This is a genomic window from Vescimonas fastidiosa (assembly GCF_018326305.1).
GTDB classification, from domain to species: domain Bacteria; phylum Bacillota; class Clostridia; order Oscillospirales; family Oscillospiraceae; genus Vescimonas; species Vescimonas fastidiosa.
This window is the reverse complement of record NZ_AP023415.1, coordinates 677785-701953: the sequence shown is the minus strand read 5'-3', so window position 1 is coordinate 701953 and position 24169 is coordinate 677785. Positions and strand designations below refer to the sequence as shown.

The window sequence follows — 24169 nt, the reverse complement described above, 5'->3', positions numbered from 1 at the left end:
AAAGAAATCCCCTCACCCGTAACGGATGAGGGGATAATTCAGCTATTTAGCTATTTAGCTGTGGAGTTTCGCCGGTCAGCAGCCGCAGCCGCAGCCGTTCTGGTTGTTGTTGCAGCCGCAGCCGCAGCCGTTGCCGCAGAACAGGAACAGGATGATGACGCAGATGATGATCCAGCAGCTATTCCCCTGATTGCACATAATGTGACCTCCCTATGAAATTTACGGCCATGTCGCTGGCCTCAATCCATAGTATGCGCGGCGGGAGGAAAGGTGCGTCAGGGTCGGGAAATGCGATAGCTTAGGGTCAGGAGCGTGTCCACAAAGTGAACATCCTCGAAGAAAACATCGGGCTTATCCGTGCTCAGCTCCACATTGGTGAAGTTCCAAAAGCCCTTGATACCCAGGTCGATAAGGCGGCTGGCCATGGGCTGGGCCACATGCTGGGGAACGGTAAGCACCGCCACATCGGGCCGATAGTCGACAATATACTGCTCCAGCTCGTCCATGGAGCGGATGGTGACAGCATGGATGCTGGTGCCGATGAGGTCGGGGGAGACATCAAAGGCGGTGTCCACATGGAAGCCGACCTTTTCAAAGTCGAAGTTCTGCAGCAGAGCGTGGCCCAAATGGCCTACGCCGATGATGATAAGGCGGTGGCCCTTGTCGATGCCCAGGATATGCCCGATCTCGGAGCGAAGCTCGGCCACATTGTAGCCATAGCCCTGCTGACCGAACTCACCGAAGCAGCTCAAATCCTGGCGGATCTGGGAGGCGGTGATATCCATTTTGCTGCCCAGGGAGTTGGAGGAGATGCGCACAACGCCCTTGTTATACAGGTCGTCTAAATAGCGGTAGTAACGGGGGAGACGGTGGATGACAGCGTCGGAGACTTTTTGCTTTTTCATGTATAGGATCGGTCCTTTTCATTGGCGTTAATTTCAGGAAATAGTTTACCGCAGAAAACATGAGTTGTCAACTTTTTTAACAATGTTTTTAAAAAAAACTATAAGATTATTTAAAATAAGTATGTTGGGTGTGCATTAGGACCGGGAATGGCCAACCCCATTTTTAGTGCAGCCGTTGCTCAGTGCATGGGGCAGCCGTGGTGCCGGGGGCCGTCTTTTTCCCGGCGCAGAGCACGCTCACAGATCATTTCGCCGGCGATGGAGACGGCGATCTCCTCCGGGGTGACGGCCTTGATGGCTATGCCCACGGGGGTGTGAACACTGGCAATGGCGGTCTCCTGGACTCCGGCGGCCCGGAGGCGGGCATTGACGGAGGCGGTTTTAGCCCGGGAGCCGATGACGCCCACATAGGCGAAGTCTCGGCGGAGAATCTGCTCCTGGACGATAAAGTCATGGGTGTGGCCGCTGGTCATCACCACGATATAGTCCTCGGCGCTGCAGCTCAGGTAGCGGTCTATGTGGCTGAAATCGCCGCAGATCAGGCGCTCGGCGGCAGGGAAACGCTCTGGGGTGACCAGTTCGGGCCGGTCGTCGAACACCGTGACGCGGAAGCCCACGGAACGCAGCACCGGGGTCAGGGCCAGGGAACAGTGACCCGCACCAAAAAGTATGGCCCGCTCCCCTATGGAAAGAGGCATGGTGAAGGAGCTTTCCTTTTCCGGATCGTCCGTAAGAAAGCCAACCGTGCCATCCAAGGGCAGAGCCAGGTAACCGGGTCGGCGGTCTGCAATATGCTGCAGCAGGTCGGCGGCCAGGGCGGCCCAGGCGGCGTCCGTGCCGGGAATGAAGGTGAATAGGGCCGTGACATCCCCACCGCAGACCATGCCGATGTCCTCGGTATCGCTGCGATGGAGCGGGTATTCATGGAGGTCACTGCAGCGTTGGGCGATTAGATCCCGGGCGTGAAGAATGGACAGATTTTCCACATTCCCGCCGCCTATGGTGCCGCTCAGAGGACCCTGTGCCCCTACCAGCATCTGAGCGCCCTCCCCCCGAGGGGTGGAGCCGGACTCGCGGATGATGGTGACCAGGACGGTGTCGTGATGCTTTTCCATTTCATAGAGGAGCTTGGCAAAGATAGATTGCATGGTCGATTCTCCTTTGTATGTTTTCGGGAAATCTATTTTGCTTCATTTTACGCCGTTATTCTGAAAAATGCAATACGCAGCTCTGTGAGCTGCGGAGGAAATAGGAAAAAAGTATTATTCTGCTGCGATAGGGAACAAAGCATTGACAGAGGGATGGAAATGTGTTACAATTTTCAGGCAAAACCGAATTACCATAGCCGGAGCTGACCCAGGGGGCGAGCATACGGGGTGATTCAACTGAATGATTTAGGCAAAACCGTCGTGAGGCGGTGACGCAAAGCTATCGGGACTTTTTTCGAAAAGTCAGCCACGCTGCAATATCCTGGATATTGCGGCGTTTTGTCTTTTTTAGAAAAACCGGTGCGGCCTACGGGGAAAGGAGGGACGCCTGTGTCAAAGAAAACATCGGCCTTTGTGGGCCTGCTGCTGGCAGCGGCCATGATCGCCTTTGCCATTTTCGCAGCTAGTGTCGGCTTTAGCTGGTTTACAAACAGCGTTGGGGCGTCTGCCACCGGCATGAGCGTGTCGGCCAAGGGAAGCCTGGAAATACGAGCCGTCAGCGACGGGACGAATATCGCCGTGATGCAGCCCTCCGCTGATATGAAGCACTTCGGCGGTGCGAACCTGACACGCATTCGGCCCGGGGAATCCGGGAGCTTCACCTTTTATGTGTACAATCCGGACAGGGCGGACTTTTCCTTCTCTTATGTGCTGACGGTGACGAACAACGAATTCTTTCCGGGCGATACGAAGAACAAAGGGTTCTACGCCGATACAACGGAGGCTATGCAGAAGGAGGCCTTGCAGCACATCAACGCACATCTGCTGTTCTTCCGGGAGAAAAATACGGACGGTACTTACTCCGGGTGGATACCCGGTGGGCAGTCGGAGCAGGTGAAAGCCACTGCGCAGGAGCAGGCGGTGACGGTGTACTGGGTGTGGGTGCCCTGGTACAGCGATATTTTTGCGAGCGGCGCGCTCATTGCCGAGAAAGACCGGGCGGATATTGCAGCATATTACGGCAGCAAGGAACACCTGTCAGAGATGTTTGAAAGCGGCGAAAAGTCCGGGGACGGCTACAACAAGGCCGACTACATCATCGGCACCACGCTGCGGCATATGTGCTTTGACCTGACCGTGCAGGAGGAGTAAAAGACGATGCAAGCCGGGAAACGGAAAATTTCACAGAAAATGCTACTGATCTTGGTGATGGCGGGGGTGCTGATGATCTCCGCCGTTGCCTGGTTTGCGCTGGCCAACCGAAGCCGGTCGGGGGACTTGGAAATTGAAATGCCACCCATCATTTACATCAAGGACGACAATCTGCGGGAGATGACCTCCTTCGATCTGGACGGCCTGCAGATCAATAAGACCTATAACGCCCTGTTCTGCGTGGCTCCGGCCTATGAGGGGGCGGTGAAGGACTTTGATTTGGGCGTGATCTACACGGAGAACATCGGCATGGTCATTAACCTGTACCCGGTGCAGAACATCACCGATGCGGCCAAAGGCAGCGAGTACGAGAAGCGGACTTTGGAAGGGCAGGACTGCTATTTTAACTATACCACTTCGGATGCGAGCTGGAAAGCAACGGTCAAATATACCAAGGATAGAGTAGACGATGAAACGCAGGACCAGACGCACCTGAACCGGGGCGTATATAAGACATACAGCGACGAGTTTAAGGATTATACTGCCAAGGGAACAGACATCTATGCCAAGCTCAACGACACGGAAGCCTACCGCTTTTATGTGCTGCAGGTGACCTGGAAGGAGAATATCTCCGAGGCGGAGCTGGAGAAAGAGACGGATGTGGTGTACATCGTGACCCAGGGCGGCACCAAGAGGGGGGCGTGACGGCATGAGACTAAGAAAAAAGAAGCTCCCTGCGGCCCTATGGGCGGTGCTGGTGCTGGCATTGTCGGCCACGCTGGTGCTGGCAGCCTACTATGGCAAGGGCAACTTTAAGGATGTGTTCGTGAATCGGAAGCACTCCTTTTCCAGCGATGTGCTCAGCAGCGTTTCCAGGTTTGAGGAGGCGGATAAAAATGTGGTGCGGCCCCAGGGTATGGCGGCCAAGAGCATCAGCTTTTATAACTATGACCGCTCTACGGGGGAGTATAACGACTTTGATGTGACCTTCTCCGTGTATGCCTGGCTGGACAAGGACGATACCGGGCGGGCCTATACCATTTCCTATGGTACTACGACGGGTAAGACGGTGAACAGCACGACCCATGATACACCGATATTTACCGCCACACTCAAGGGAAAAAAGGCCTCGGAGCTGGCCATAACGGTGCAGTTTAACGCCAATGCAAACGAAGACCTGACTACCTTCCCTAAGTTGCTGATGGTGGCTGTGCCTGATACGCCCCGATATATGGCCAGCCGGATGCTGGGGGCGTGCATCGTGCCGTCCCGGTCAGAGGGCTTCCATGTGGACTGCGGGTTTGAAAAAACCGAAGGAAATGTGGATATAGAGGACTACGCAGCGTTTATCTATGGAATCTCCATGGTAGGTGAGCCGCCGAAGAACGGTGTTTTGCGGGTGCTGTGGCGGTCGGACCGGCTGACGCTGATGGAGCATAATGATTTCAAGGCGCGGAATGTGGAAAATCCAACGGACGGATTCGACAAATATATCTATATTCCCCAGGAGACGGACTACTATGGCCGGCTCTCCTTCATGCGGGTGCAGGGGATAGAAGATGAGAAGAACAATCCCTGGAAGAACAATAGCTATAACTGGACGGATCTGGAGAGCTTTGTAAAGTGGCAGCAGCTGCCATAAGGACACACATACAGACAACAGGTGAATGTGTATGAAAAGTAGATTGCAAACAAATAAAAAGGGGAGAGCGGGCGTACTGTCGGTGCGGTCCGCCGTATGCCTTTTCACAGCTTTGGCGGCGGTGGTGGTGATCGCTTTGACTTGGTGGAGCCGGGCCTATGCGGCGGAGATACCGGCCGGATATGCTCTGGATGCAAGCAAAATTTTGAACCTTGCTGACAACGGCTCCTATGGGGGTATTACCCGCAATGGGGATAAGGAATTCGGCATTACCGGGGCTCAGGGCTTCGTTACGCTGGCCCGAGTGTCTCAGTCGAATAGCCTGGAGGGATATACCTTCCAAATTTTTGCAAGTGATACTTGGGAATTGACGGTAGATGCGGGGGATTTGGAGAAAAGTTTTTACGGTATCGGCAACGACGAACATCCCTTTAAGGGCAAAATTTATATGGCCAAAGTGCCCGGATCGACCTACCTGAAGATTAGTGGGTGGAATGTGCTGTTTAACAATCTGTCCAATGAGGCGTCTATTACCAAAGAAACTGATAAAATTGACTTGTGTGCGGATATTAATGCGCCCTTTGCTTTGTGCGATACGCTCACCATTACAAAGGATAGCCATGCCCTGGATATCAGCGCATTCCGCTTTGCGGCCAGAGAGGTGCAGAGTGACGGAAGCGTAAAGGGTGTAGTGCAAGGGAATAAGACGGCGGGCTTGGTGGCGGGTAAGGTCACGGGCAGTGGCACTTGCGCCGTGGATCTGAGTCCCTGCTTCAAGGACGGAGCCCAGTACGCCTTGGAGACGGCCGGCGGCAGCGCAGGCGGTCTGTTTGGCATGATTGAGAAAGATGCGTCGGTTTCCGTGACCACAGGGAACCTGAATATCCTGGTTTCCAGTGCCGGTGCGGGTAATGCCGGTCTGCTGGTGGGCGAAAACAAGGGCACTTTCACCGTGAGCAGCGAAAGCACCTATACAGGCAGCGCTACGGCGGCGGCTGACTACGCCGCAGGCCTGGTGGGCGTGAACGCGAATACGGGAACAGTTAATTTTGCTAAGAGTGTAACGGTGAACGCCTTTACAGCTACGGGCGCGTATGTAGGCGGCGTAGCGGGCAAATCCGACGGCAAGATCACCGTGGAAACGGGGAAAACCTGCACCGTTTCAGGCAGCACCTTTACTTCGGCGGCTACCCTGCCGATGCTGGGGGGCGCGGTGGGACAGGCCACGGCGGCTCCGGTGGGCAGCTTTGTCCTGTCCGGGAACACATTTGACAAAAGTGGTAATATAGGCGGCTTTATAGGCAGCTTTACCGCCGAGAAAGCGGCGAACTTCACCGATGTGACCGTGACCGGCGCCACCTTCAACGGAACCGGCGCGGCAGACCACAGTGTGGGCGGCTATTTCGGCCTGATTTCGGGTAAAAATGCTGTGACGCTTACAAATGGCAAGGCTTCTGCCTTTACATTTAATTCCCTGACGGCGGGCAGTTATGGCGGCGTTATCGGCACGGTGAAGGCTAACTCCGTTGTGACGGTAGGCGGGGGCATGACGGTGACGAATACCTTTGCGAGCGGCGGCTTCTCCGGCTCCCTGGGCGGCGCTGTGGGCTGCGTGAAGCAGGGGGCTTACTGCAAGCTGGACAACCTCACGCTGAATAACACCATGAACGCCGCTTTGCAGGCGGGCGTCGGCGACCTGGTGGGGCAGGCTGCGGATAAAGCGCTTGTGGATGTAGGCCGCATCACATATACGAATAATGGGCAGGCATCGGTTCTGGTTTCCGCCACCGGAGTCGGGACGGTGCTGCGCCTGGCCGGGGCTATCACGGACAGCTCTGCCAGCTCCGGACATATCGTGCGCACCCAGAACCAATCGCTGCTGTACGCAGATACCGACTACACCTTTGCCCGCACCGGGACACTTGCCAGCAACGATGTGGGCAACTACGGGCAGATTCTGCGCAATGATAAGCTGCATATTCTCAACTTTGATGCCGCAAGTCATACAGTGTCTGTGCAGAATCCTTTGACTTTTTCGACCAATATTACCTTGAGCTCGGCGGCGGATGCGGCTAAGCTGGCCCTGACGCTGCACACCCACGGCGCGGTCAGCGGGGTAAAGGGCATTCAGGGCAATCAATATAAAAATCTGCTTTCTTCGTCTGTCACCATTACCCTAACGGGGGATATTGACCTGCGGGGCAGCGGCGTGGAGCAGTTTACGCCATCCAATGATCCCTATACCGTTTTCTCCGGCAAGATAGTGGGCGGTGGTCATACGCTGACCCTCTCTATCGGTGAGAGTGCCCGGACGCAAGGAGCGGAATCTGCCAATGTGGGTGTACTGGCGGATATTTCTTCGGTCAATTCGGTCAATAATCGCTGCTGGATGGGCGCTTTTTCCGCAATAGCCGGTGCGTCGGTGGAAAATCTCACCGTGGACGGTGAAGTGATGCACTATGCAGATGCGCCGAAGGGCTTTTTCCTCGGTGGCTTTGGGGGGTATGTTTCGGGAAATTCTATCACCATCCAAAACTGCACGACGAATCTGAATATTACCTTGGATAAAGGTAAGGGTTTCACGCGCATGAGCATTTATATAGGTGGTTTTTTAGGTTCCATCCAAAGTAATACTGCTATCAGCATCACAGACAGCACTACCACAGCGAAGATCAGCTTGCTGAATGGGAGCTATGGCATTGAGGCCGTTTATCTTGGGGGTATGGTGGGCAAAGTGAGCACCAATACCAGTAAGGACATTGCGTTTACGGGCAACACAATCAGCGCGTCAATTACCCAAAATGTGAATGCGACCAACGCTCATGTGGGCGGGTGCTTCGGCGACCTGATATGCAACAACTACATCAATGTGGACATGACCGGTACCAAGGCGGTCAATGCGTCTGTGACCTCTGCGTCCAGCGCCTCTGCCGGGGGCCTGATCGGTCACACGGTGCAGAAGTGCAAGCTGGTGCTGGATGGGGCCTGGCAGGGTACGGTCAGCAGCGGCAATGCGTCCGTGGGCGGACTTATTTACGACCTGGACGGCAAGCTGACGGTAAATAGCGGCTTCTCTGTAAATGGCTCTACCTTTACATCAAAAGGCGAAACCAAGGGCATTTTGGTGGCCGAGGGCACCCAGGCGTTTGTTGTGGTCAACTGCGACCCGTCGGGGTTCCAGACCGTTAAGGCGGACGGATTTGATCTGTTTGTGGGAAAGAATATTGCTTCCCGTGCGTCTATGGGCGTTGCTGCCACCGGCGGACTGGTGACGGTGGAGACGGGGATAACTGAGGATGCAGATATAGGTAGAATTCCTGACACCAGCGGCTGGTATAGCATGATCTCCGCCCGGCAAAACAGCAATACGAGATATTATTTCAACATCGCCAAGCTGGATTATACAGACGGAGATTATACGCCCAGCACAACAGCTAAGACTCCGGCGGATGTGATCTACTGGCATGTGTACGACTATGTGCAGGGGGCGCTGCCGGACTATGTGCGGGAGAAGAGCTTTCCCGCGGCCATCACAGACATCACCGGGGCCGACAAGGACATCGACATGACCAATTACTCCTTCTATCCCACGAAGAAGGAGGGGGTGACCTTTGACTTCAGCGGGAAGAAGCTGACCTTTGGCTATACTGTGGCGGGCCTGCCCCAGACAGGGCAGATGTTCGGCATTCAGAGCGGTATTTTGTCCGATGTGATCGCCACAAACGAAAGTATCACCGCTTCGCTTACGAATATTACCCTGAGCGGGAAAATTTTCCCGGTAAACAACAATAACAGCAGTAGCTCCGGCGCGTTCATCTGCGGTAAGGTGGTGGGCAATCGGACCGCCACTGTGACGGCGGACGCCAATTTCAAGGTGGAAAAGGTGTTCTTTGACGGGCTGACGGTGGACGGCGCGGCCACGCCGCTGCTGATAGACACCATTGGCAGCAATGTCACCGGAGCCCTGACCTCCGTTTCTCAGTATACACAGGGCACTTATGAGGAGGTCAATAAGACGACCGCTTACACGGCTAAGGCGGCCAGTGCGCTGATCGGCAGGGGCGGCGTGGCTAAGGAAAACAATAGTACGGCCTCCTCCAACATCTCCGTGACTTTCAAAAACATCGTTTTTGCGGCGGAGAAAGGGAAGTCCATCTTCACCAAGGCCAGCTACTTTGAGGCTATTAACTGCGTGAACGGCACGGGCGCATACATCTATAACTTCAACCTGGCGGAGGACTGGGACGGCGGACACAAGAACGCCGTGACCTACGGTACGGAAATTTCTACCAACCCCAAGCAGTACGAGTATTACGACCAGGAGATATTGGTGGACCCCAATACGCAACCGACCCAACATGGCGGCACGAACACGGCGTTTTCCAACGGATATATGCCCTATGTGCTTACCACCATGGACGGCGGCACCAGCCTGCGGGTAAACCGCAAGAGTGTGAATTTTGACATTGGTTGGGGCACATACGAGCATCCTTATATTATCGAAAGAGCCGCACAGCTGGAGGAACTGACGAAGCTGGTGAGTATGATCGATTCGTACTCGTTCCAGTCGGAGTGGATCATCAACTATCCCAAGGCCAGCGGCACCGCCTTGGACTATACCGACTGTGATGTATACACCGCATCGGCCTCGGGCAAGCTGATGAGCGGGACGAAGACCCTGAAGGCGGAGACGCTGCGGGAGTATCTGCGGGGAGCGTATTACAAGATTTCTGCGCCTATGGAGCTCTCAAGCGAGTTTACGGGCATCGGAACGGAGCAATATCCCTTCCACGGGGTCATTGCGGGCAATGGGACCGTTATTAAGCTGCCGGATAACACGAATGTGGGCAACACGGGCTACTGTGGATTTATCAATGTGGCCAACGGCTGCGCGGTGTACGGGCTGGAGCTGAGCTATGAAAAAGTAGGACTGTCGGGGAGCTTTAGCAGCTGGGACAGCCCGACCAGCCGAGCCTTTTCGACTAAGCGGGCTGCCACGAGTGTGGCGCATTTCGGCGGCGCTATCGGCTGGATCGTCGGCGGAGACAATGTGCTGGACCATGTGACCGTCCGTGTGAATTCCCTGACGGCGGGGCATAAGACCTCGGTTTTCGGCGGCTATGTGGGCTTGATTTCCGGCGGCGGTGTCACGGTGCGGAGCCTGGGCCCGGGCGTTGACAAGGTCGAGACTGCGGAGAATTCCCAGTATTTTTACTATGCGCCCTATGTGGGCAAGGCGTTCTGCGGCTATGCTATCTCGGATGATCAGGAATATAAAAATACACCGAAGTATGCCTCCATCGCCTATATTGCGGCGAAGCAGACCACCGGGACATTCACAGCGCAGGGAGATCAGGGCGGCGCGTTCACGCTGGATAATGCGGCGGACCTGATGATGCTGGGGTACTCCATGTACAGTGGGGCCCTGTCGGACGAGACGAACTCACTGTCGTATGGCGCAGATGTATTATCCCGCAGTGGGAATTATGCGTATGTGGGTGAGACGAACCACCCGGATGTGACCATTACCGCCGGGCGCTATGCCGAGGATGCGCGGACGGACGGGGATAACCTGATTCGGAGGTATTTCGGTATTCCGGCGGGAACCGGGATAAGCAGAAAAGGGAAAATTACCGCGACCCTGACAGGCGCAGAATATGATATGAGCCAGTTCGGCAATGCCTTTCGTGGACTTGGCAGCCCCTATTTAGGTACGGAGTGCTACAATGTGCTGGAGGTACATGGAGCAGCCACTGGGACTTTGGTCAAACTCAATGCGTCTTTGAAACAGTATTGCTATCAGGCGAGCAGCAAATATGAGCCCGACTCTGTTCACAATATGGCCTTGGTGATGGAGCCCACCGGCGGTGGACCGGTCTTGATCTCTAATATAACTGTGAGCGGCACAATTTCCCTTTCTGTATATGACATTGCCAATAACACAGAGCTGACGAAGAAAATGAGCCACTGGTTGAAGCTGGATGGAAGCAATAATAAGGAAACGCTGTTCTGCTTGGGCGGCTTTTTGGGCTATTCCGGTGGAGCAAAATTCACGGATGTGGCGCTGAAAGATTTGACTATCCACTCTCCCGGTTGGGCCGGTGGTCTTGTCGCCAGTGAGCACAATCAAAATGGTTCTTCTGTAAATGGATGTGTTATAGACAGTGTGAAGCTGGAAGGCTTGCAGAGCACCGGGGCGGTGTACGCTTTCCTTCGGGCGGGCAGCAACACGCAGCTTTCCAATGTGAAAGTGACGAATGCACAGGTCCAGACAAAGGTATCTGAATTCTCTGACGCAAACAACGATACTTACAATGCGGCTACGGGTGGATTGATCGGCTGTATTATGAACGGGACTATTTCGGTTACAGATTCGTCGGTCAGCGGCTCGAGCGTGCAGTTTGTATCAAAAAAAACGACGAGCTCTTCGTATAACGGAAACGCCGGCGGCTTTATTGGGACAAGCAGGGCCAGCGTGACCTTTAGCAATTGCACCCTGGACGGGGCGGAGGTGGTGTCCTGCTCCGGGTACAATGGGAACACCTATCCCACGGAGTATACGACATCGACCGTGGATGTGAGCGGTATCTCTGACGGGACGAAGAATGCGCTGGCCTATGCCCTCAGCAGCAGCACGGATGCTGCCGGAAATGCGGGCGGATTTGTGGGCGTAACCGCACAGGCTAATACATACACGAATTGCGTGGTAAAGTCCGACACGGCACCCACAGCGATATTGGGCTACAACAATGGCGGCGGCGTTGTGGGCGAGGGTAAGCGCGGAGCAAATTACAGCTTCACGAATCTCAGCGTTCAGACAACGAATCATCCCCTTTACATCATGGGTCGCTCCTGCTCGGCGGGACTGATCCCGTGGCATGAGCAAGGCGACAGCGCAAATGCTGTCGTTGCAAAGAGGGTAAAGGTGTCCGGCAGTGCGTCTGCTCCGGTGTATATTTTGGCGACCAAGAATTCAGGCGGCGATGTGTTTGCCAGCGGACTTTTGGGGCATGTGAACCAGATTTCCGTGGATGTGACAGACGCAGAGGTTTCCAACTGCATCATTGCGGGGAGTAGGGCGGCCGGTGTTCTTCGGGGCTTTAATGGCGCATCCACTTCTCTACAGAACATAAAGGTATTCGGCAATTACATACAATCGACGAATAGCTCGCTGGCCGGAATCTTCAACACGGTCGGGAAGCCTGTGTCGCTGGATGGCCTGTATTTTGCGGACAATATGCTCCGCAGCGGGTTTAAAGATAAAAAAGAGGCAGGCGGCATCGTGGATACCATCAGCGAAAAAGGAGTGCTGAACGGCTGCAATATCCTGATGAAGAACAATGACATGGCCTTTACCGGTTCTGCGAAAACGATTGCCGATATATTGAAGATGACGACCACGAAGCCCTCCGGTGTGACTGGGACGGATTACAAGAGTGTCGGATTGATCGGGTACAAGAATACCGGGACAGCTAATATCCTTGCTTTCAGTAGCGAGGCCGGAACAAATATCAATCAGCAGGAAAGGTTTGTTACAGAGAGCAGCGGAAAGGCCACGGTGATCTTTGCCGGGTACGGTGCGCCGTCGGTGTTTGAGACGGAGCATTTCGACAAAAACAACACGGCTTACACCCCGGCGCAGGCGCTGGCGGATCATGGCGTAACACCTGTGACGGCGGGCAAGCTCAACGGCGACGCGGTGACTAAGACGCAGGGCAGTGCCACGCCCGACTATCTCAATGCCAACCTGGAAGGCTGGGCGGCCTGGAAGGACAAGACCGTGAAGCTGGAGGATACGGGCATAAAAACCCTGTCTGTCCTGACAGCGGATAAGCTGAGAATCACGCAGAATACAGACCTCCCCGTGCTTTCCATCAACGGGGCTACCCAGCAGACCATGTCCTCTTTCCTGAATCTGCTTACAGGCGGCGGGTTCGGCGCTATGGGAAGTGCCTATACGCTTACGGTTCAGGCGGACCGCTATACCCTCGGAAACGACGGTACCCTTTCCCCGCAGGCAAAAGGGGACGGGAGCGTGCTGTATGACGGGCAGAAGTTCACCGCCGGTAAGTACGATGATCTGGAGTCGGAGAATAAGTCCCTGACGGTGCTGACACTGACTTTCCAGTCCAGTGCCGTCCCCACACAGACCTACTCCATGAATGTGGTGGTATATTACCCGCAGATTTTGGAATACACGTCCAATATATCCGCTTTGGAGGGCGAGGTATACCAGCTCAGCTCTTTCCTGACGGCTCCGAAGAACTTCATTAATGTGTCTGCCGGCAGTAAATACTCCCTGTATGTGGAGTATGCGTATAATGACACGGCTAAGAAGATCGAAAACTTCAATTTTGACAAGCGGATCGAGTCCGGCACCCCGGATGGCAGCTCCAGCGACAAGAAGAACGCCTTTACCGCCGGGACCAAATTCGTGCTGGTGGATCTGAATAGCCCCGGGGCCTATGGATATAAGAGCTACTACTACACCGCTGATAAAGACACCTACACATTGGACTTCAGCAGCTTTCAGAGTGAGGCAGGAGAACCCTTTACCGTGAAGCTCTTGCCGGAGGTGGTGAAGAATCTGCTTGGAAAGAAAGACCACCTGTGCAAGGATGCGAACTACGGCCATGTGGAGCGGTATCTCCTGATGGTGATTCCTCAGACGGCAGAGTCGCTGATGCAGTACACACTGCGGGCTACGGTGGCGGAAAATGACAAGAACATCATTGTTCGGGATCATAAGGAAGCATGCTCCGTGAATGTGTGGGGCAAGGCCACAGGCAAAATGAAACTGGAAACGCCTGCCACGACCTTTTCCAATGTGGTTGGTAAGGAGCTGGTGGTGAATGCCCATGTGCAGGTGAATTTCCCCAGCAACTATATCTCTGCCATGCATGACCGGGACATCTACGGGACCCATGTGTTTAGGATCATGGATGCGAGCAATAAGGCTGTTTCTCTGCCTGCCGGGACAAAGGCGCTCCTGACGGGCAAGGACGGTAAGACTTTGCTGGCTACTCGCGTCACAACGCCTACCTCTACGGTGCGCTATGAGCTGGATAACATAGTGTCCTTGGCCCCAGGCGACAGCCTGACGGATGATTTTGTACTTACGCTGGACTTCTCGGAGGTGTCGCCTGCGGATTTTAGCGGGGTATTTGCCGATGGCGGCCTTTATACGCTGCAGGATGAATTCTACATCTCCAGCGATCGGGCTCACTACACCAACGGCAGCAAAATAGAGGGGCAAGCGCTCAGTTTTACGGCAAAAACGGCTGTGCCGGTGAAGCTGACGGTGATCCCGGTGGACCGTAAAAGCCAGGCTATCAACATGGGCGGCGTGAAAGACAGCACCGACAGCGGTAAAATTCTGTTTGATCTGGTGGCGGATTTCAGCGCCGTGCCGGTGACGGATCGGGAGAATATTAAGTCGGCCAAGGTGGAGTTTTTCCTCTATCAGAAGCAGTATGATGCCGATTCCGGGAAGCATGTTTACAGCAAAAAAAATCTGCTGGGGACCCTCGGAACGGTGGATGTCGACGGAAGAACAGTGCTGCCTCTGACGACGGACTGGAAGGCAACGGGGCAGTACACGCTGTCTGTAAATCTGGACTATGTGCTGAAACAAATGAAAACGGACTACCAGGGTATCCTGTCCAATTATCGCCTTATGGCGAAGGTGACGGGCCTGGACGCTAACGGTAGGCCCGTGGCGTATTCAGCGGAGAGCTACTTCGTGTTCCTGCTGTGCGACATTGATAACCAGATCGGCGCATAAAGGCATAGGCGCAGAGTGCCCCTAAATAGACAGGGGATAAATACCTTCTGCACCCCAATGAAAAAGTGTCGTCTCGGGAGTGATCCCGAGACGGCACTTTTTTGCGTCATGCCTATGGCGCGGCAATGGATCCGGGCGGAACACCGGGACGCAAAGGTGCGTATATTGCAGTAGAGGAGGGTTATTATGAGACGGTGGAATTGCGGGCGGGGCGTGGGCATTTGTGCGCTGGCCCTGGGTGTGGGCATCCTCATTGCCGCCATTTTTCCGGTGGGATGCCTGATGTTTATTGTGGCATTTTTGTTGATCGCCTGCGGGCTGTGCTGCTTGCGGCAGTGAAGGGAGGGAAGAAAATGCGCATCATCGTTTGGAAAGCGCCGGCATTTTTGCGGGGCATTCTGCGCTGCTTATTCTGCGGAAAGGAATAGAGGAAACCGCCCTCTCATAGAATGCTTACAGGACACAATATGAGAGGGTGATTGAAGTGGACACGGAACTGAATTTTGAGCAGATCTCTTGCTATGACTTACTGGCCAAGGCGGTAACGACCCACGAGGAGACAACGGAGACAACTCTGCCTGACTACTGCGCCACGGCGTCAAGGATACTGGAGGCTGCGGGACAACTCTTGGTGCGGGAAAAGCAGGCATCGGAGGGAATAGTCCGGGGCGAAGCCCGGGTGACGGTGCTTTATCTCTCTGAGGAGACGGAGGGGCTGCAAAGCGTGACGGTGGCGGTACCCTTTACCTGTGAGCTCAGCGACCCTAAGCTGCGAGAGTGCCAAATGCTGCAGGTACATAGCCGGCTGCTTTTATGTGAGGCGAAACCCATCACCGGGCGAAGGCTCTACCTGCGTGTGATCCCGGAGCTGACGGTCCTGGGCTTCGGGCAGAAGCAGCTCCGATTCTGCTGTGAGGCCCGGGGAAAAGGCTTGCAGGTGCGAAAAAGAGGGCAGGAGCTTTGCCTGCTGGCGGCGGCGGAGGAAAGAAGCTGCACCACGGCCCAGGAATTTGACGGCGGGGCAGACCAGGTGGAGGAAATTCTTCTGAGCCGGATGGTTCCCAGCATCACCGGCTGCCAGCAGATCGGCAGTAAGCTGGCGGTGAAGGGAGAGCTGTGCGTGTCGGCTATGCTGCGCCTGGCGGACAGAAAGCTCCGGGAAACGGTGCAGACGGTGCCATTTTCCCAAATATTGGATGGCTTTACCGCAGTGGAGAACGGCACCTGGCAGGTGGAGGCAGAGACGGCAGAGTGGGACCTGCGGCTGGTGCGCAGCGAGGGCGGCTGCCGCATGGGTCTAACGGCACGGATCACCTTCCGGGTGTTTGCCTACCAGAAGCGGGAGATTTCCTATGTAACGGACCTGTATAGCACCTGTCAGGCTCTGACAGCGGAGACGGAGACGGTACGCTTTAGCCGGCGCTGCAGCCCGGTGTGTGCCCGGGAATGGGCGGAGGAGCTTCTTGAATCCGGAGGGGGGACACTGTTTGCCTATGTGACGGCCTTTGACTGCGGCGGAGTCATTGCCCGGTGTGACGGGGGGCGAACAGAGCTTTCCACTACCGTGCGTATGCGAATTCTCTACCAGGACGAAAGCGGCGCACCGGTTACGGCAGAGCGGAGCCGGGAATTGAGCACTACAGTGGAGGCTACCCCAGACGCGGCATGGCTTTCCTGCGGCATTGCAGAGCTGCGGGGAAGCGCGGGGACCTGCCAGGTGCGTGTGCCGGTATGCTTTTACGGCCTGACCGGGGAAGAAACAGAGCTGCGAACCGTGACGGCGGTGAAGGAGTCCGAGGAAAGCCAAGAGACAAGGCCTTCTTTGGTGCTGCGGCGGGCAAAGTGCGGTGAATGCCTGTGGGACATGGCCAAGCAGCACGGCAGCAGCGAAGAAGCCATACGGCAGTACAATCACATGGAGGATGACAGCTTGCCGGAGGGAATGCTGCTGATTCCGGTGCTGCGAAAGTAGGAATCGATTACATATTAGGACGGGCGGGGTGGACCCCGCCCGTTTTTGCGTGTGAGGGAAATGGGGGTGGAGTGCATGACGCGGAGAGGACCCTTCCGGCATCGCACCTTACGCAGGGGAGGCTTTTGAGGACGTGGGTCGCGGATTGCGAGACCCGTTTGCGAATCGGTCTTGCAATGACACCTTTTATAAGCAGTGCGGTACAATTCCGGGCGGCGGGGTGAGGGTACCCCGCCCTACGGTTGGTTATAAAAAAGCCCACGTCCGGCGGGGATTTCTGCCGGGCGTGGGGTATGGAAAAAAGAAGAAAGAATGAATCAGTTTTGGGCAAAGCGGGAGAGAAATTGACGGGTGCGCTCCTCCTTGGGGTTGGAGATGACCTCCTTGGGGTCGCCCTGCTCCACGATGACGCCGCCGTCCATGAAGATGACGCGGTCTGCCACATCCCGAGCAAAGCTCATTTCGTGGGTGACGATAACCATGGTCATGTGCTCTTCGGCCAACTGGCGTATGACCTTGAGAATCTCACCGGTCAGCTCCGGGTCCAAGGCGGAGGTGGGCTCATCGAAGAAGAGAATTTCCGGCTCCATAGCCAGGGCTCGGGCAATGGCCACCCGCTGCTGCTGACCGCCGGAGAGCTGACAGGGATAGGCATCGGCCTTATCCGCCAGGCCCATCTTTTCCAGCAAAGCCATGGCTTTCTTTTCCGCCTCCTCTTTACTGCGGCCCAGCACCTGAATGGGCGCGTCGGTGAGGTTCTTCAGCACGGAGAAGTGGGGGAAGAGGTTGAAGTTTTGAAAAACCAAACCAAAGCGGCTGCGGATTTTCTTGAGCTGCTGCTTGTCGGCATAGACGGACACGCCCTGCTCATTGGTTTTGGCGGCATAGTCTCCGGAATAGAGCAGGTCACCGCTGTCCATCTTCGTAAGTAGGGTGGCGCAGCGCAGGAGGGTGGACTTTCCGCTGCCGGAGGGGCCGATGATGGCCACCACCTCGCCCTGGGCTACGGTGAGACTGATGTCCTTGAGGACATGGAGCGTGGAGTCATTAAAGCTCTTTTTTACATTTTTGATTTCCAAAATATTCATATCCGCGCCCCCTTATTGATAATAATCCATGTGTTTTTCGATGCGGCCCATGACCACATCCACGATGCCGTTGAACAGGAAGTAGAACACACCTGCGATAAGGAAGGGCATGAAGCTGGTCTGGGAGTTGGCAATCTGCTTGCCGATGGTGAACAGCTCCTCATAGGACACGCAGAAGGCAATAGAGGTGTCCTTCACCAGGGTGACCACCTCGTTGGTGATGCTGGGCATAATGCGCTTGACCACTTGGGGCAAAATGATACGCATAAAGGTCTGAACCTTGGTATAGCCCAGGACCCCGGCGGCCTCGTACTGCCCCACGGGCATGGACTCGATGCCGCCGCGGTAAATTTCCGCGAAGTAGGCGGCGTAGTTAATGGCAAAGGCGATGACCACGGGAATGAGCTTATTTCGGGCCACGCCCATGTCCGGAAACAGATAGTGCGGGCCATAGGTGACCGCCAAAAGCTGGAGCATCAGGGGCGTGCCGCGCAGAACGGAGATGATAAAGCGCATCACAGAGGACACGGCCTTGCTCTTACTCATGCGCAGAAGGGCGAAAATCATGCCCAGGGGCAGGGAAAACAGCAGGGTCAGAAAGAAAATGGCACAGGTATTGCCGAGACCCTCGCTCATTTTCAGGATCATGGTGGATAATGTCATTGGTTTCTCCTCATTTTTTTAGGCGCGCGCTCCCGGAAGCCCCTTGGGAGCCTCCGGGAGGTGCGTAGATTTTACTTTTTCAAGGGGATGGACCCTATTAGTTCAGGAACAGCAGGTTGTTGACGATGTCGGGATACTTCTCGGCAATCTTGGCATAGGTGCCGTTATCCACCAGAGTCTTGACGGCACCCTCGATGGAGGCGCACAGCTCCTTATCATCGGCGCGGAAGGCGATGCCGTACTGCTCGGCGCCCAGCTCCTCGGAGAGGATGGTGAAGCCGGCGTTCTTATCGGCATAGGCGGTAGCAACAGGCTTATCCACGATGACGGCATCCACGGCGCCGCCGCTCAGCTCAGTGAAGCACTTGAGGAAGCTATCGCTGCGGATCAGGGACTTAAAGGTGGCGGTCAGGGACTCCAGATCACCGCCCTCGCTGAGCAGGGTGTCACCGGAGGTGCCCAGCTGCACGGCTACGACCTTACCGGCCAGATCGGCAGAGGATTTGATGTCGCTGCCTTCCTTGACCATGATGACCTGAGTGTTGTCATAGTAGGGGGCGGAGAGGGTGTAGCCGGCTTCCTTCATGCTGTCGAGGATGGTCATGCCGGACCAGATGCAATCGCACTCTTTAGCATCCAGCTGCGTCAGCTTCTGATCCCAGTTGACGGGGAAGACCTTCATCTCCCAACCCAGCAGGTCGCAGGCGGCCTGGGCTACCTCAATGTCGAAGCCGGTGTAGCTGCCGTCATCGCCCAGATAGCTGAAGGGGGGATACTCGGCATCGATGCCAACGGTAAAGACTTTCTTGCCGTCGGCGTTGTCATCGTTCTTCTTGCCGCAGGCGGCCAGGAGGGAAACGGTCATCAGCACTGCCAGCAGCAGGCACAGAGCTTTCTTCAGGTTTTTCATTGATTCGTTCTCCTTTTTTCTTTTTATGGGGCCGGTGCATCCGACCGATTTCTTATTGCACTATCATACTACCACTTTAGCGTGATAATGTAAAGAAGTAAAAATTACAAATCATGCACAAATTCAGGAAATTGGATTGTAAGATATGCACAAGGAATACGCAAGATAGGTAGACTGACAACGAAATGGGCATCCAGTAACAGTGGGAAGGAAGCGATTCTGCCCCTGTCAACCGATGGTGCAGTAAAAAAGCAATCGACTGCAGTTTAAGCAGCCGATTGCATATTGAGTGAGCAGGTCTATAAGCCGGGTTCTGTTGTCATACGGTCATCTATCTACGCGCACCGTTGCCGGTGCGCTCCAGCCACCTCGGGAGCAGCCGGGCCGGCCTATTGCTCCCATACCGGTGTTGCTCCGAATAGAGTTTACAGCGGCGGACGCTTTCACACGCCGCCGGGTGAGCTCTTACCTCGCCTTTCCACCCTTACCTCGAAAACGAGGCGGTATATCTCTGTTGCACTTTTCCTGAAGTCGCCTTCGGCGGGCGTTACCCGTTATCCTTGCCCTGCGGAGCCCGGACTTTCCTCATGGACAGGCTTTCGCCTTTGTCCCCGCGACCGTCCGACCTACTCACACAATATAATATAGTATTCTGCGGGGGAAGTCAACGGGGACGGGAAGATTTCATTGGAAAAAAGAATTGAACTGGGGCATAATATGGGATATAATGAGCCTATCGATAAAAATGTCGTGGAGGCTGAAGATATGACACTGAGGGAGTATTTAGATTCGCTGAAAGATAAGACTGTGGCCGTCATCGGCATTGGGGTGAGCAACACACCGCTGCTGCGGCTTCTGCTGCGGGAAAAGATCCGGGTCACGGCCTGTGACAAGCGGGATCGAGCCGCCCTGGGGGCGCTGGCGGAGGAGCTGGAAAAGGATGGCTGCCGTTTGCAGTTGGGGGAGGACTATCTCCGGGGCCTGGACCAGGATGTGATCTTTCGCACGCCGGGGCTGCGACCCGATGTACCGGAGCTGCTGGCAGCTGCGGAGCGGGGCAGTGAGATTACCTCGGAGATGGAGGTATTTTTTAAGGTGTGCCCCTGTACACTGATTGCGGTGACGGGGTCCGACGGCAAGACCACCACCACAACCATCATCGCAGAGCTCCTGAAGGCCGCCGGGAACACCGTTCATGTGGGCGGGAATATCGGCAATCCTCTGCTGTGTCAGGCAGACGAAATGCAGGCAGGGGACTATGCGGTGCTGGAGCTCTCCAGCTTCCAGCTTATGACCATGCAGCAGAGCCCCCATATTGCGGTGGTGACGAATCTGGCCCCTAACCATCTGGATATACACAAGAGTATGGAGGAATATGTGGCGGCCAAGGAGAATATTTTCCGCTACCAATCCGCCGGGGATGTGGCCGTATTTAACCTGGACAATGATATCACCCGGGAGCAGGGGGGCAGAGCTCCGGGGCAAGTACGGTATTTCAGCCGTCGGGAGGAGCCTGGAGAGGGTGTTTTCCTCCGGGGGCAGGATATTATAAGCCGCATGGACGGCCGAGAAAGGGTCATTATGACCACGGAGGACATTCGGCTGCCGGGGCTGCACAATGTAGAAAACTACATGGCCGCCATCGCTGCGGTGGACGGCTTGGTGCCGGACGAGATCATTAAGAAATTCGCCCGGGAATTTAACGGTGTGGAGCATCGCATCGAATTGGTGCGGACCTATCACGGGGCGCGGTTTTACAACGACTCCATTGCCAGCAGTCCCTCCCGGACCATTGCGGGGCTGCGATCCTTTAAGGAGAAGGTCATCCTCATTGCCGGTGGATACGACAAGCATATTCCTTTCGATGTGCTGGGCCCGGAGGTGGTCGCGCATGTGAAGCTGCTGGTGCTTTGCGGCGCCACAGCAGGGAAGATACGCGCTGCGGTGGAGGCTGCGCCGGGTTACCGGGTGGGCTGCCCTGAAATCGTTGAGGTGACGCCCTTTGAAAAAGCGGTGGAGTTTGCCCGAGACCGGGCCCAAAGCGGCGATGTGGTGACCCTTTCTCCGGCCTGCGCGGCTTTTGACCAGTTTAAAAACTTCATGGAACGGGGTAAAACTTTTAAGTCAATCGTAAACGGCTGGGAGGAATAACACGGACACGCACCGCCTGCGCGCACCACGCATACACTGGTATGAAGGGGGTGTGTGCTGTGGGCAGGCTTCGTTATATTCGGCTGACGGGCAGGCAAAAGGCTGTAATATGGGTGAGCATCATCCTGATCCTACTGCTGGCGGTTGCGGCGGTGCTCGTGGTGCGTATACGGCCCATTGTAACAAGGCTCACGGAGTCCCGCACCACCAACCGGGTCAACCGCATCGTGGCCGATGCTGTCAGCGATGCGGTAGCCAGCGGACAGGTGGATTGCTCGTCGCTGATTCTGTTTGAAAAGGACAGCAGCGGGCAGGTGACGGCCCTTCGCAGCAACATGACGGAGTTTAACCGGCTGCAATCCCTGATTTCGGATACGGTGCTGGCGAGACTGTCGCAGATGACATCCTCGGATCTGGCCATCCCCCTGGGGACTCTGACGGGTTCAAACCTGCTGGCAGGCCGAGGGCCGTATATTCATGTGCGCACCCAGTCGGTGGGCTCGGCCACGGCCAAGCTGCGAAACGCGCTGACGGCGGCGGGTATCAACCAGACCAAGCACCAGGTTTTGCTGGATGTGGAGGTATATGTGACGGTTCTGCTGCCGGGCTTTGCCACTTCAGTGCAGGTGAACAATGAGCTGTGCGTGGCGGAGACGGTGATCGTGGGCACTGTGCCGGACACCTATACCTATCTTAGTACCGCCGATGATGAGATCGGGGATTATGCCAGCGAATACATTATGAACAACGGATAAAAGGGAGCGCAACTATGGACTATCGCGGAGAAATCAAGGAGCTGCGGGAAAAACTCAATGAGAATGCCCGGCTTTACTATACCCTGGACGCATCTACCATGTCCGACTATGAGTATGACCGGCTGTACCGCCGGCTGCAGGAGCTGGAGGCAGCCCACCCGGAGGAGATCACCCCCGACTCACCTACCCAGCGGGTGGGAGACGCTGTGCTCAACGACTTTGCCGAGGTAAGACATCCGGTGCCCTTGGAGAGCCTGGAGGATGTATTCGACGGGGACGAGGTGAAGGGCTTTTTGTCCAAGGTGCTGGAGACGCTGCCCCGGGCAGAATACAGCGTGGAGCCTAAGGTGGATGGCCTGTCTGTTGCTTTGGAGTATCGGGACGGCCGTTTTTACCAGGGAGCCACTCGCGGCGATGGCCGGGTGGGAGAGGATGTGACGGGGAATCTGCGCACGGTCCGCTCTATCCCAAAGAACCTGCCGGAGAAGCTTCCCAGGCTCATTGTACGGGGAGAGGTGTACATGGCTCGATCCGTATTTGATAGGATCAATGAGGAGCTGGAGCTGGAGGGGAAACCCTTGCTGGCTAATCCCCGAAATGCGGCGGCGGGCTCCCTGCGGCAGAAGGATCCTAAGGTGTGTGCCAAGCGGCAGCTGGACATTGCGGTGTTCAACCTGCAGCTGGTGGAGGGACGGTCGTTTGCCACCCACTCCGAGACGCTGGACTACCTGCGGGAGCAGGGATTCCCGGTGATTCCCCACACGGTGCTGCGTGACCCGGAGGAAATCTTGGAGCAGATTCAAAAGCTAGGCGATAACCGCATGGATTTCCCCTACGATATTGATGGTGCGGTTGTAAAGCTGAATGACTTGTCAGATCGTTCTATCCTTGGCAGCACGGCCAAATGCCCCAAGTGGGCGGTAGCGTATAAGTACCCCCCGGAGCAGAAGGAGTCCCGGGTGGCAGACATTGCCGTGCAGGTGGGGCGCACGGGAGTACTGACCCCTAAGGCTGTGCTGGAGCCGGTGCGCTTAGCAGGCACCACCGTTACCAATGCCACCTTGCACAACCAGGATTATATCACGGAAAAAGATATTCGAATCGGCGACACGGTGGTGGTGCAGAAGGCGGGAGAAATCATCCCGGAGATCGTGTCGGTGGTGAAGGAAAAGAGACCGGAGAGTACGAAGCCCTATCATCTGCCGGATAAGTGTCCGGTGTGCGGGGCGGCGGTGCTGCGTGACCCGGACGGTGCGGCTGTTCGCTGCACCGGGGCGGAGTGTCCGGCCCAGCTTCTGCGCAACATGATACACTTTGCCTCCCGGGACGCCATGGACATTGACGGCGTGGGTCCGGCGGTGCTGCAGCAGCTTATAGAGAGCGGGCTGGTGTCAAATCCGGCAGATCTATATGACCTCCGAGCAGAGCAGCTGGAGGGACTGGACCGCATGGGGAAAAAGTCCGCTCAAAACGCAGTAGATGCCATTGCCAGGTCCAAGGAAAACGATCTGTGGCGGCTGATCTTCGCCTTGGGTATCCGGCAGGTGGGAGCCAAGGCAGCTAAGATACTGGCGACCCATTTCGGGAGCATGGATGGACTCCGCCGGGCCACGGCGGAGGAGCTGACGGAGATTGACGATGTGGGCGCAGTGACGGCAGACTACATCACCCACTGGATGCAGAGCGACCAGGCGGAGGATCTGCTGGCGCGGCTGCAGAAGGCCGGGGTGAACATGGAGTGTCACCAGGAGCTGGTGGACCGACGCTTTGCGGGAATGACATTCGTGCTCACCGGAGCCTTGACTCGATTTACCCGGGAAGAGGCCGGAGAGATGATTGAGCTGCGGGGCGGCAAGGTGTCCTCCTCGGTGTCGAAAAAAACCACCTATGTGGTAGCCGGAGAGAATGCCGGATCGAAGCTGAAAAAGGCCGGGGAGCTAGGGGTTTCGGTGCTGAGTGAGGAGGAATTTTTAGCACTAATATAATTTTTTATAGTCAA

At 55.8% G+C, this 24169-nt stretch carries 15 protein-coding genes, 1 other RNA gene and 1 riboswitch; of the genes, 9 read left to right on the top strand and 7 right to left on the bottom strand.

Features of this window, described 5'->3' with window-relative positions; translation table 11 throughout:
• Positions 1-75: 75 nt before the first annotated feature.
• The 3 genes from KI236_RS12215 to KI236_RS03370 all read right to left on the bottom strand — a co-directional run bounded on the left by KI236_RS12215 (position 76) and on the right by KI236_RS03370 (position 2053).
• Entirely contained in the window at positions 76-198 is a 123-nt protein-coding gene (locus KI236_RS12215; RefSeq protein ID WP_268978123.1) for a hypothetical protein, read from the bottom strand.
• A gap of 77 nt (positions 199-275) precedes the next feature.
• Positions 276-905: a redox-sensing transcriptional repressor Rex gene (locus tag KI236_RS03375; protein WP_212819326.1), complete on the bottom strand. Its 630-nt coding sequence runs from the start codon at positions 903-905 to the stop codon at positions 276-278.
• A gap of 179 nt (positions 906-1084) precedes the next feature.
• Positions 1085-2053 (bottom strand): XdhC family protein, encoded by a 969-nt coding sequence (locus KI236_RS03370; protein WP_212819324.1) that lies wholly within the window; start codon positions 2051-2053, stop codon positions 1085-1087.
• A gap of 239 nt (positions 2054-2292) precedes the next feature.
• Positions 2293-2373: riboswitch (cyclic di-GMP riboswitch) on the top strand.
• Positions 2374-2443: 70 nt separating this feature from the next.
• Between KI236_RS03370 and KI236_RS03365 the strand changes: the two genes are divergently transcribed.
• The 6 genes from KI236_RS03365 (at position 2444) to KI236_RS03340 (ending at position 16603) form a co-directional block, all read left to right on the top strand.
• Positions 2444-3205, top strand: coding sequence for a hypothetical protein (locus KI236_RS03365; protein ID WP_212819322.1), 762 nt, complete (start codon positions 2444-2446; stop codon positions 3203-3205).
• Positions 3206-3211: 6 nt separating this feature from the next.
• Entirely contained in the window at positions 3212-3910 is a 699-nt protein-coding gene (locus KI236_RS03360; protein ID WP_212819320.1) for a hypothetical protein, read from the top strand.
• A gap of 4 nt (positions 3911-3914) precedes the next feature.
• Positions 3915-4847 (top strand): hypothetical protein, encoded by a 933-nt coding sequence (locus tag KI236_RS03355; protein ID WP_212819318.1) that lies wholly within the window; start codon positions 3915-3917, stop codon positions 4845-4847.
• Between the two features lie 31 nt (positions 4848-4878).
• Entirely contained in the window at positions 4879-14631 is a 9753-nt protein-coding gene (locus KI236_RS03350) for a beta strand repeat-containing protein (RefSeq protein WP_212819316.1), read from the top strand.
• A 186-nt stretch (positions 14632-14817) separates the two neighbouring features.
• Entirely contained in the window at positions 14818-14970 is a 153-nt protein-coding gene (locus tag KI236_RS03345; protein WP_212819314.1) for a hypothetical protein, read from the top strand.
• Between the two features lie 145 nt (positions 14971-15115).
• Positions 15116-16603 carry a DUF3794 and LysM peptidoglycan-binding domain-containing protein gene (locus KI236_RS03340; protein WP_212819312.1) on the top strand — a complete coding sequence of 496 codons (1488 nt, stop codon included), beginning with the start codon at positions 15116-15118 and terminating at the stop codon, positions 16601-16603.
• Positions 16604-16920: 317 nt separating this feature from the next.
• On the opposite strand, the gene KI236_RS03335 is transcribed toward KI236_RS03340, so the two are convergent.
• From KI236_RS03335 to rnpB, 4 genes are all read right to left on the bottom strand, one after another.
• Positions 16921-17691 (bottom strand): amino acid ABC transporter ATP-binding protein, encoded by a 771-nt coding sequence (locus tag KI236_RS03335; protein WP_329958964.1) that lies wholly within the window; start codon positions 17689-17691, stop codon positions 16921-16923.
• Positions 17692-17703: 12 nt separating this feature from the next.
• Positions 17704-18354 carry an amino acid ABC transporter permease gene (locus KI236_RS03330; RefSeq protein ID WP_212819310.1) on the bottom strand — a complete coding sequence of 217 codons (651 nt, stop codon included), beginning with the start codon at positions 18352-18354 and terminating at the stop codon, positions 17704-17706.
• A 97-nt stretch (positions 18355-18451) separates the two neighbouring features.
• On the bottom strand, positions 18452-19264 hold the full coding sequence (locus tag KI236_RS03325) for a transporter substrate-binding domain-containing protein (protein WP_212819308.1): 813 nt from the start codon (positions 19262-19264) through the stop codon (positions 18452-18454).
• A gap of 286 nt (positions 19265-19550) precedes the next feature.
• An RNA gene (gene rnpB, locus KI236_RS03320) (RNase P RNA component class A) lies at positions 19551-19897 on the bottom strand.
• A 132-nt stretch (positions 19898-20029) separates the two neighbouring features.
• Between rnpB and murD the strand changes: the two genes are divergently transcribed.
• From murD to ligA, 3 genes are read left to right on the top strand one after another with little or no spacing between them, the layout of a single operon-like run.
• Positions 20030-21415: a UDP-N-acetylmuramoyl-L-alanine--D-glutamate ligase gene (gene murD, locus KI236_RS03315; protein ID WP_212819306.1), complete on the top strand. Its 1386-nt coding sequence runs from the start codon at positions 20030-20032 to the stop codon at positions 21413-21415.
• 59 nt (positions 21416-21474) lie between these two features.
• Positions 21475-22170 carry a sporulation protein YunB gene (yunB, locus tag KI236_RS03310; protein ID WP_228738080.1) on the top strand — a complete coding sequence of 232 codons (696 nt, stop codon included), beginning with the start codon at positions 21475-21477 and terminating at the stop codon, positions 22168-22170.
• 14 nt (positions 22171-22184) lie between these two features.
• On the top strand, positions 22185-24155 hold the full coding sequence (gene ligA / locus KI236_RS03305; protein WP_212819302.1) for an NAD-dependent DNA ligase LigA: 1971 nt from the start codon (positions 22185-22187) through the stop codon (positions 24153-24155).
• Positions 24156-24169: the final 14 nt, after the last annotated feature.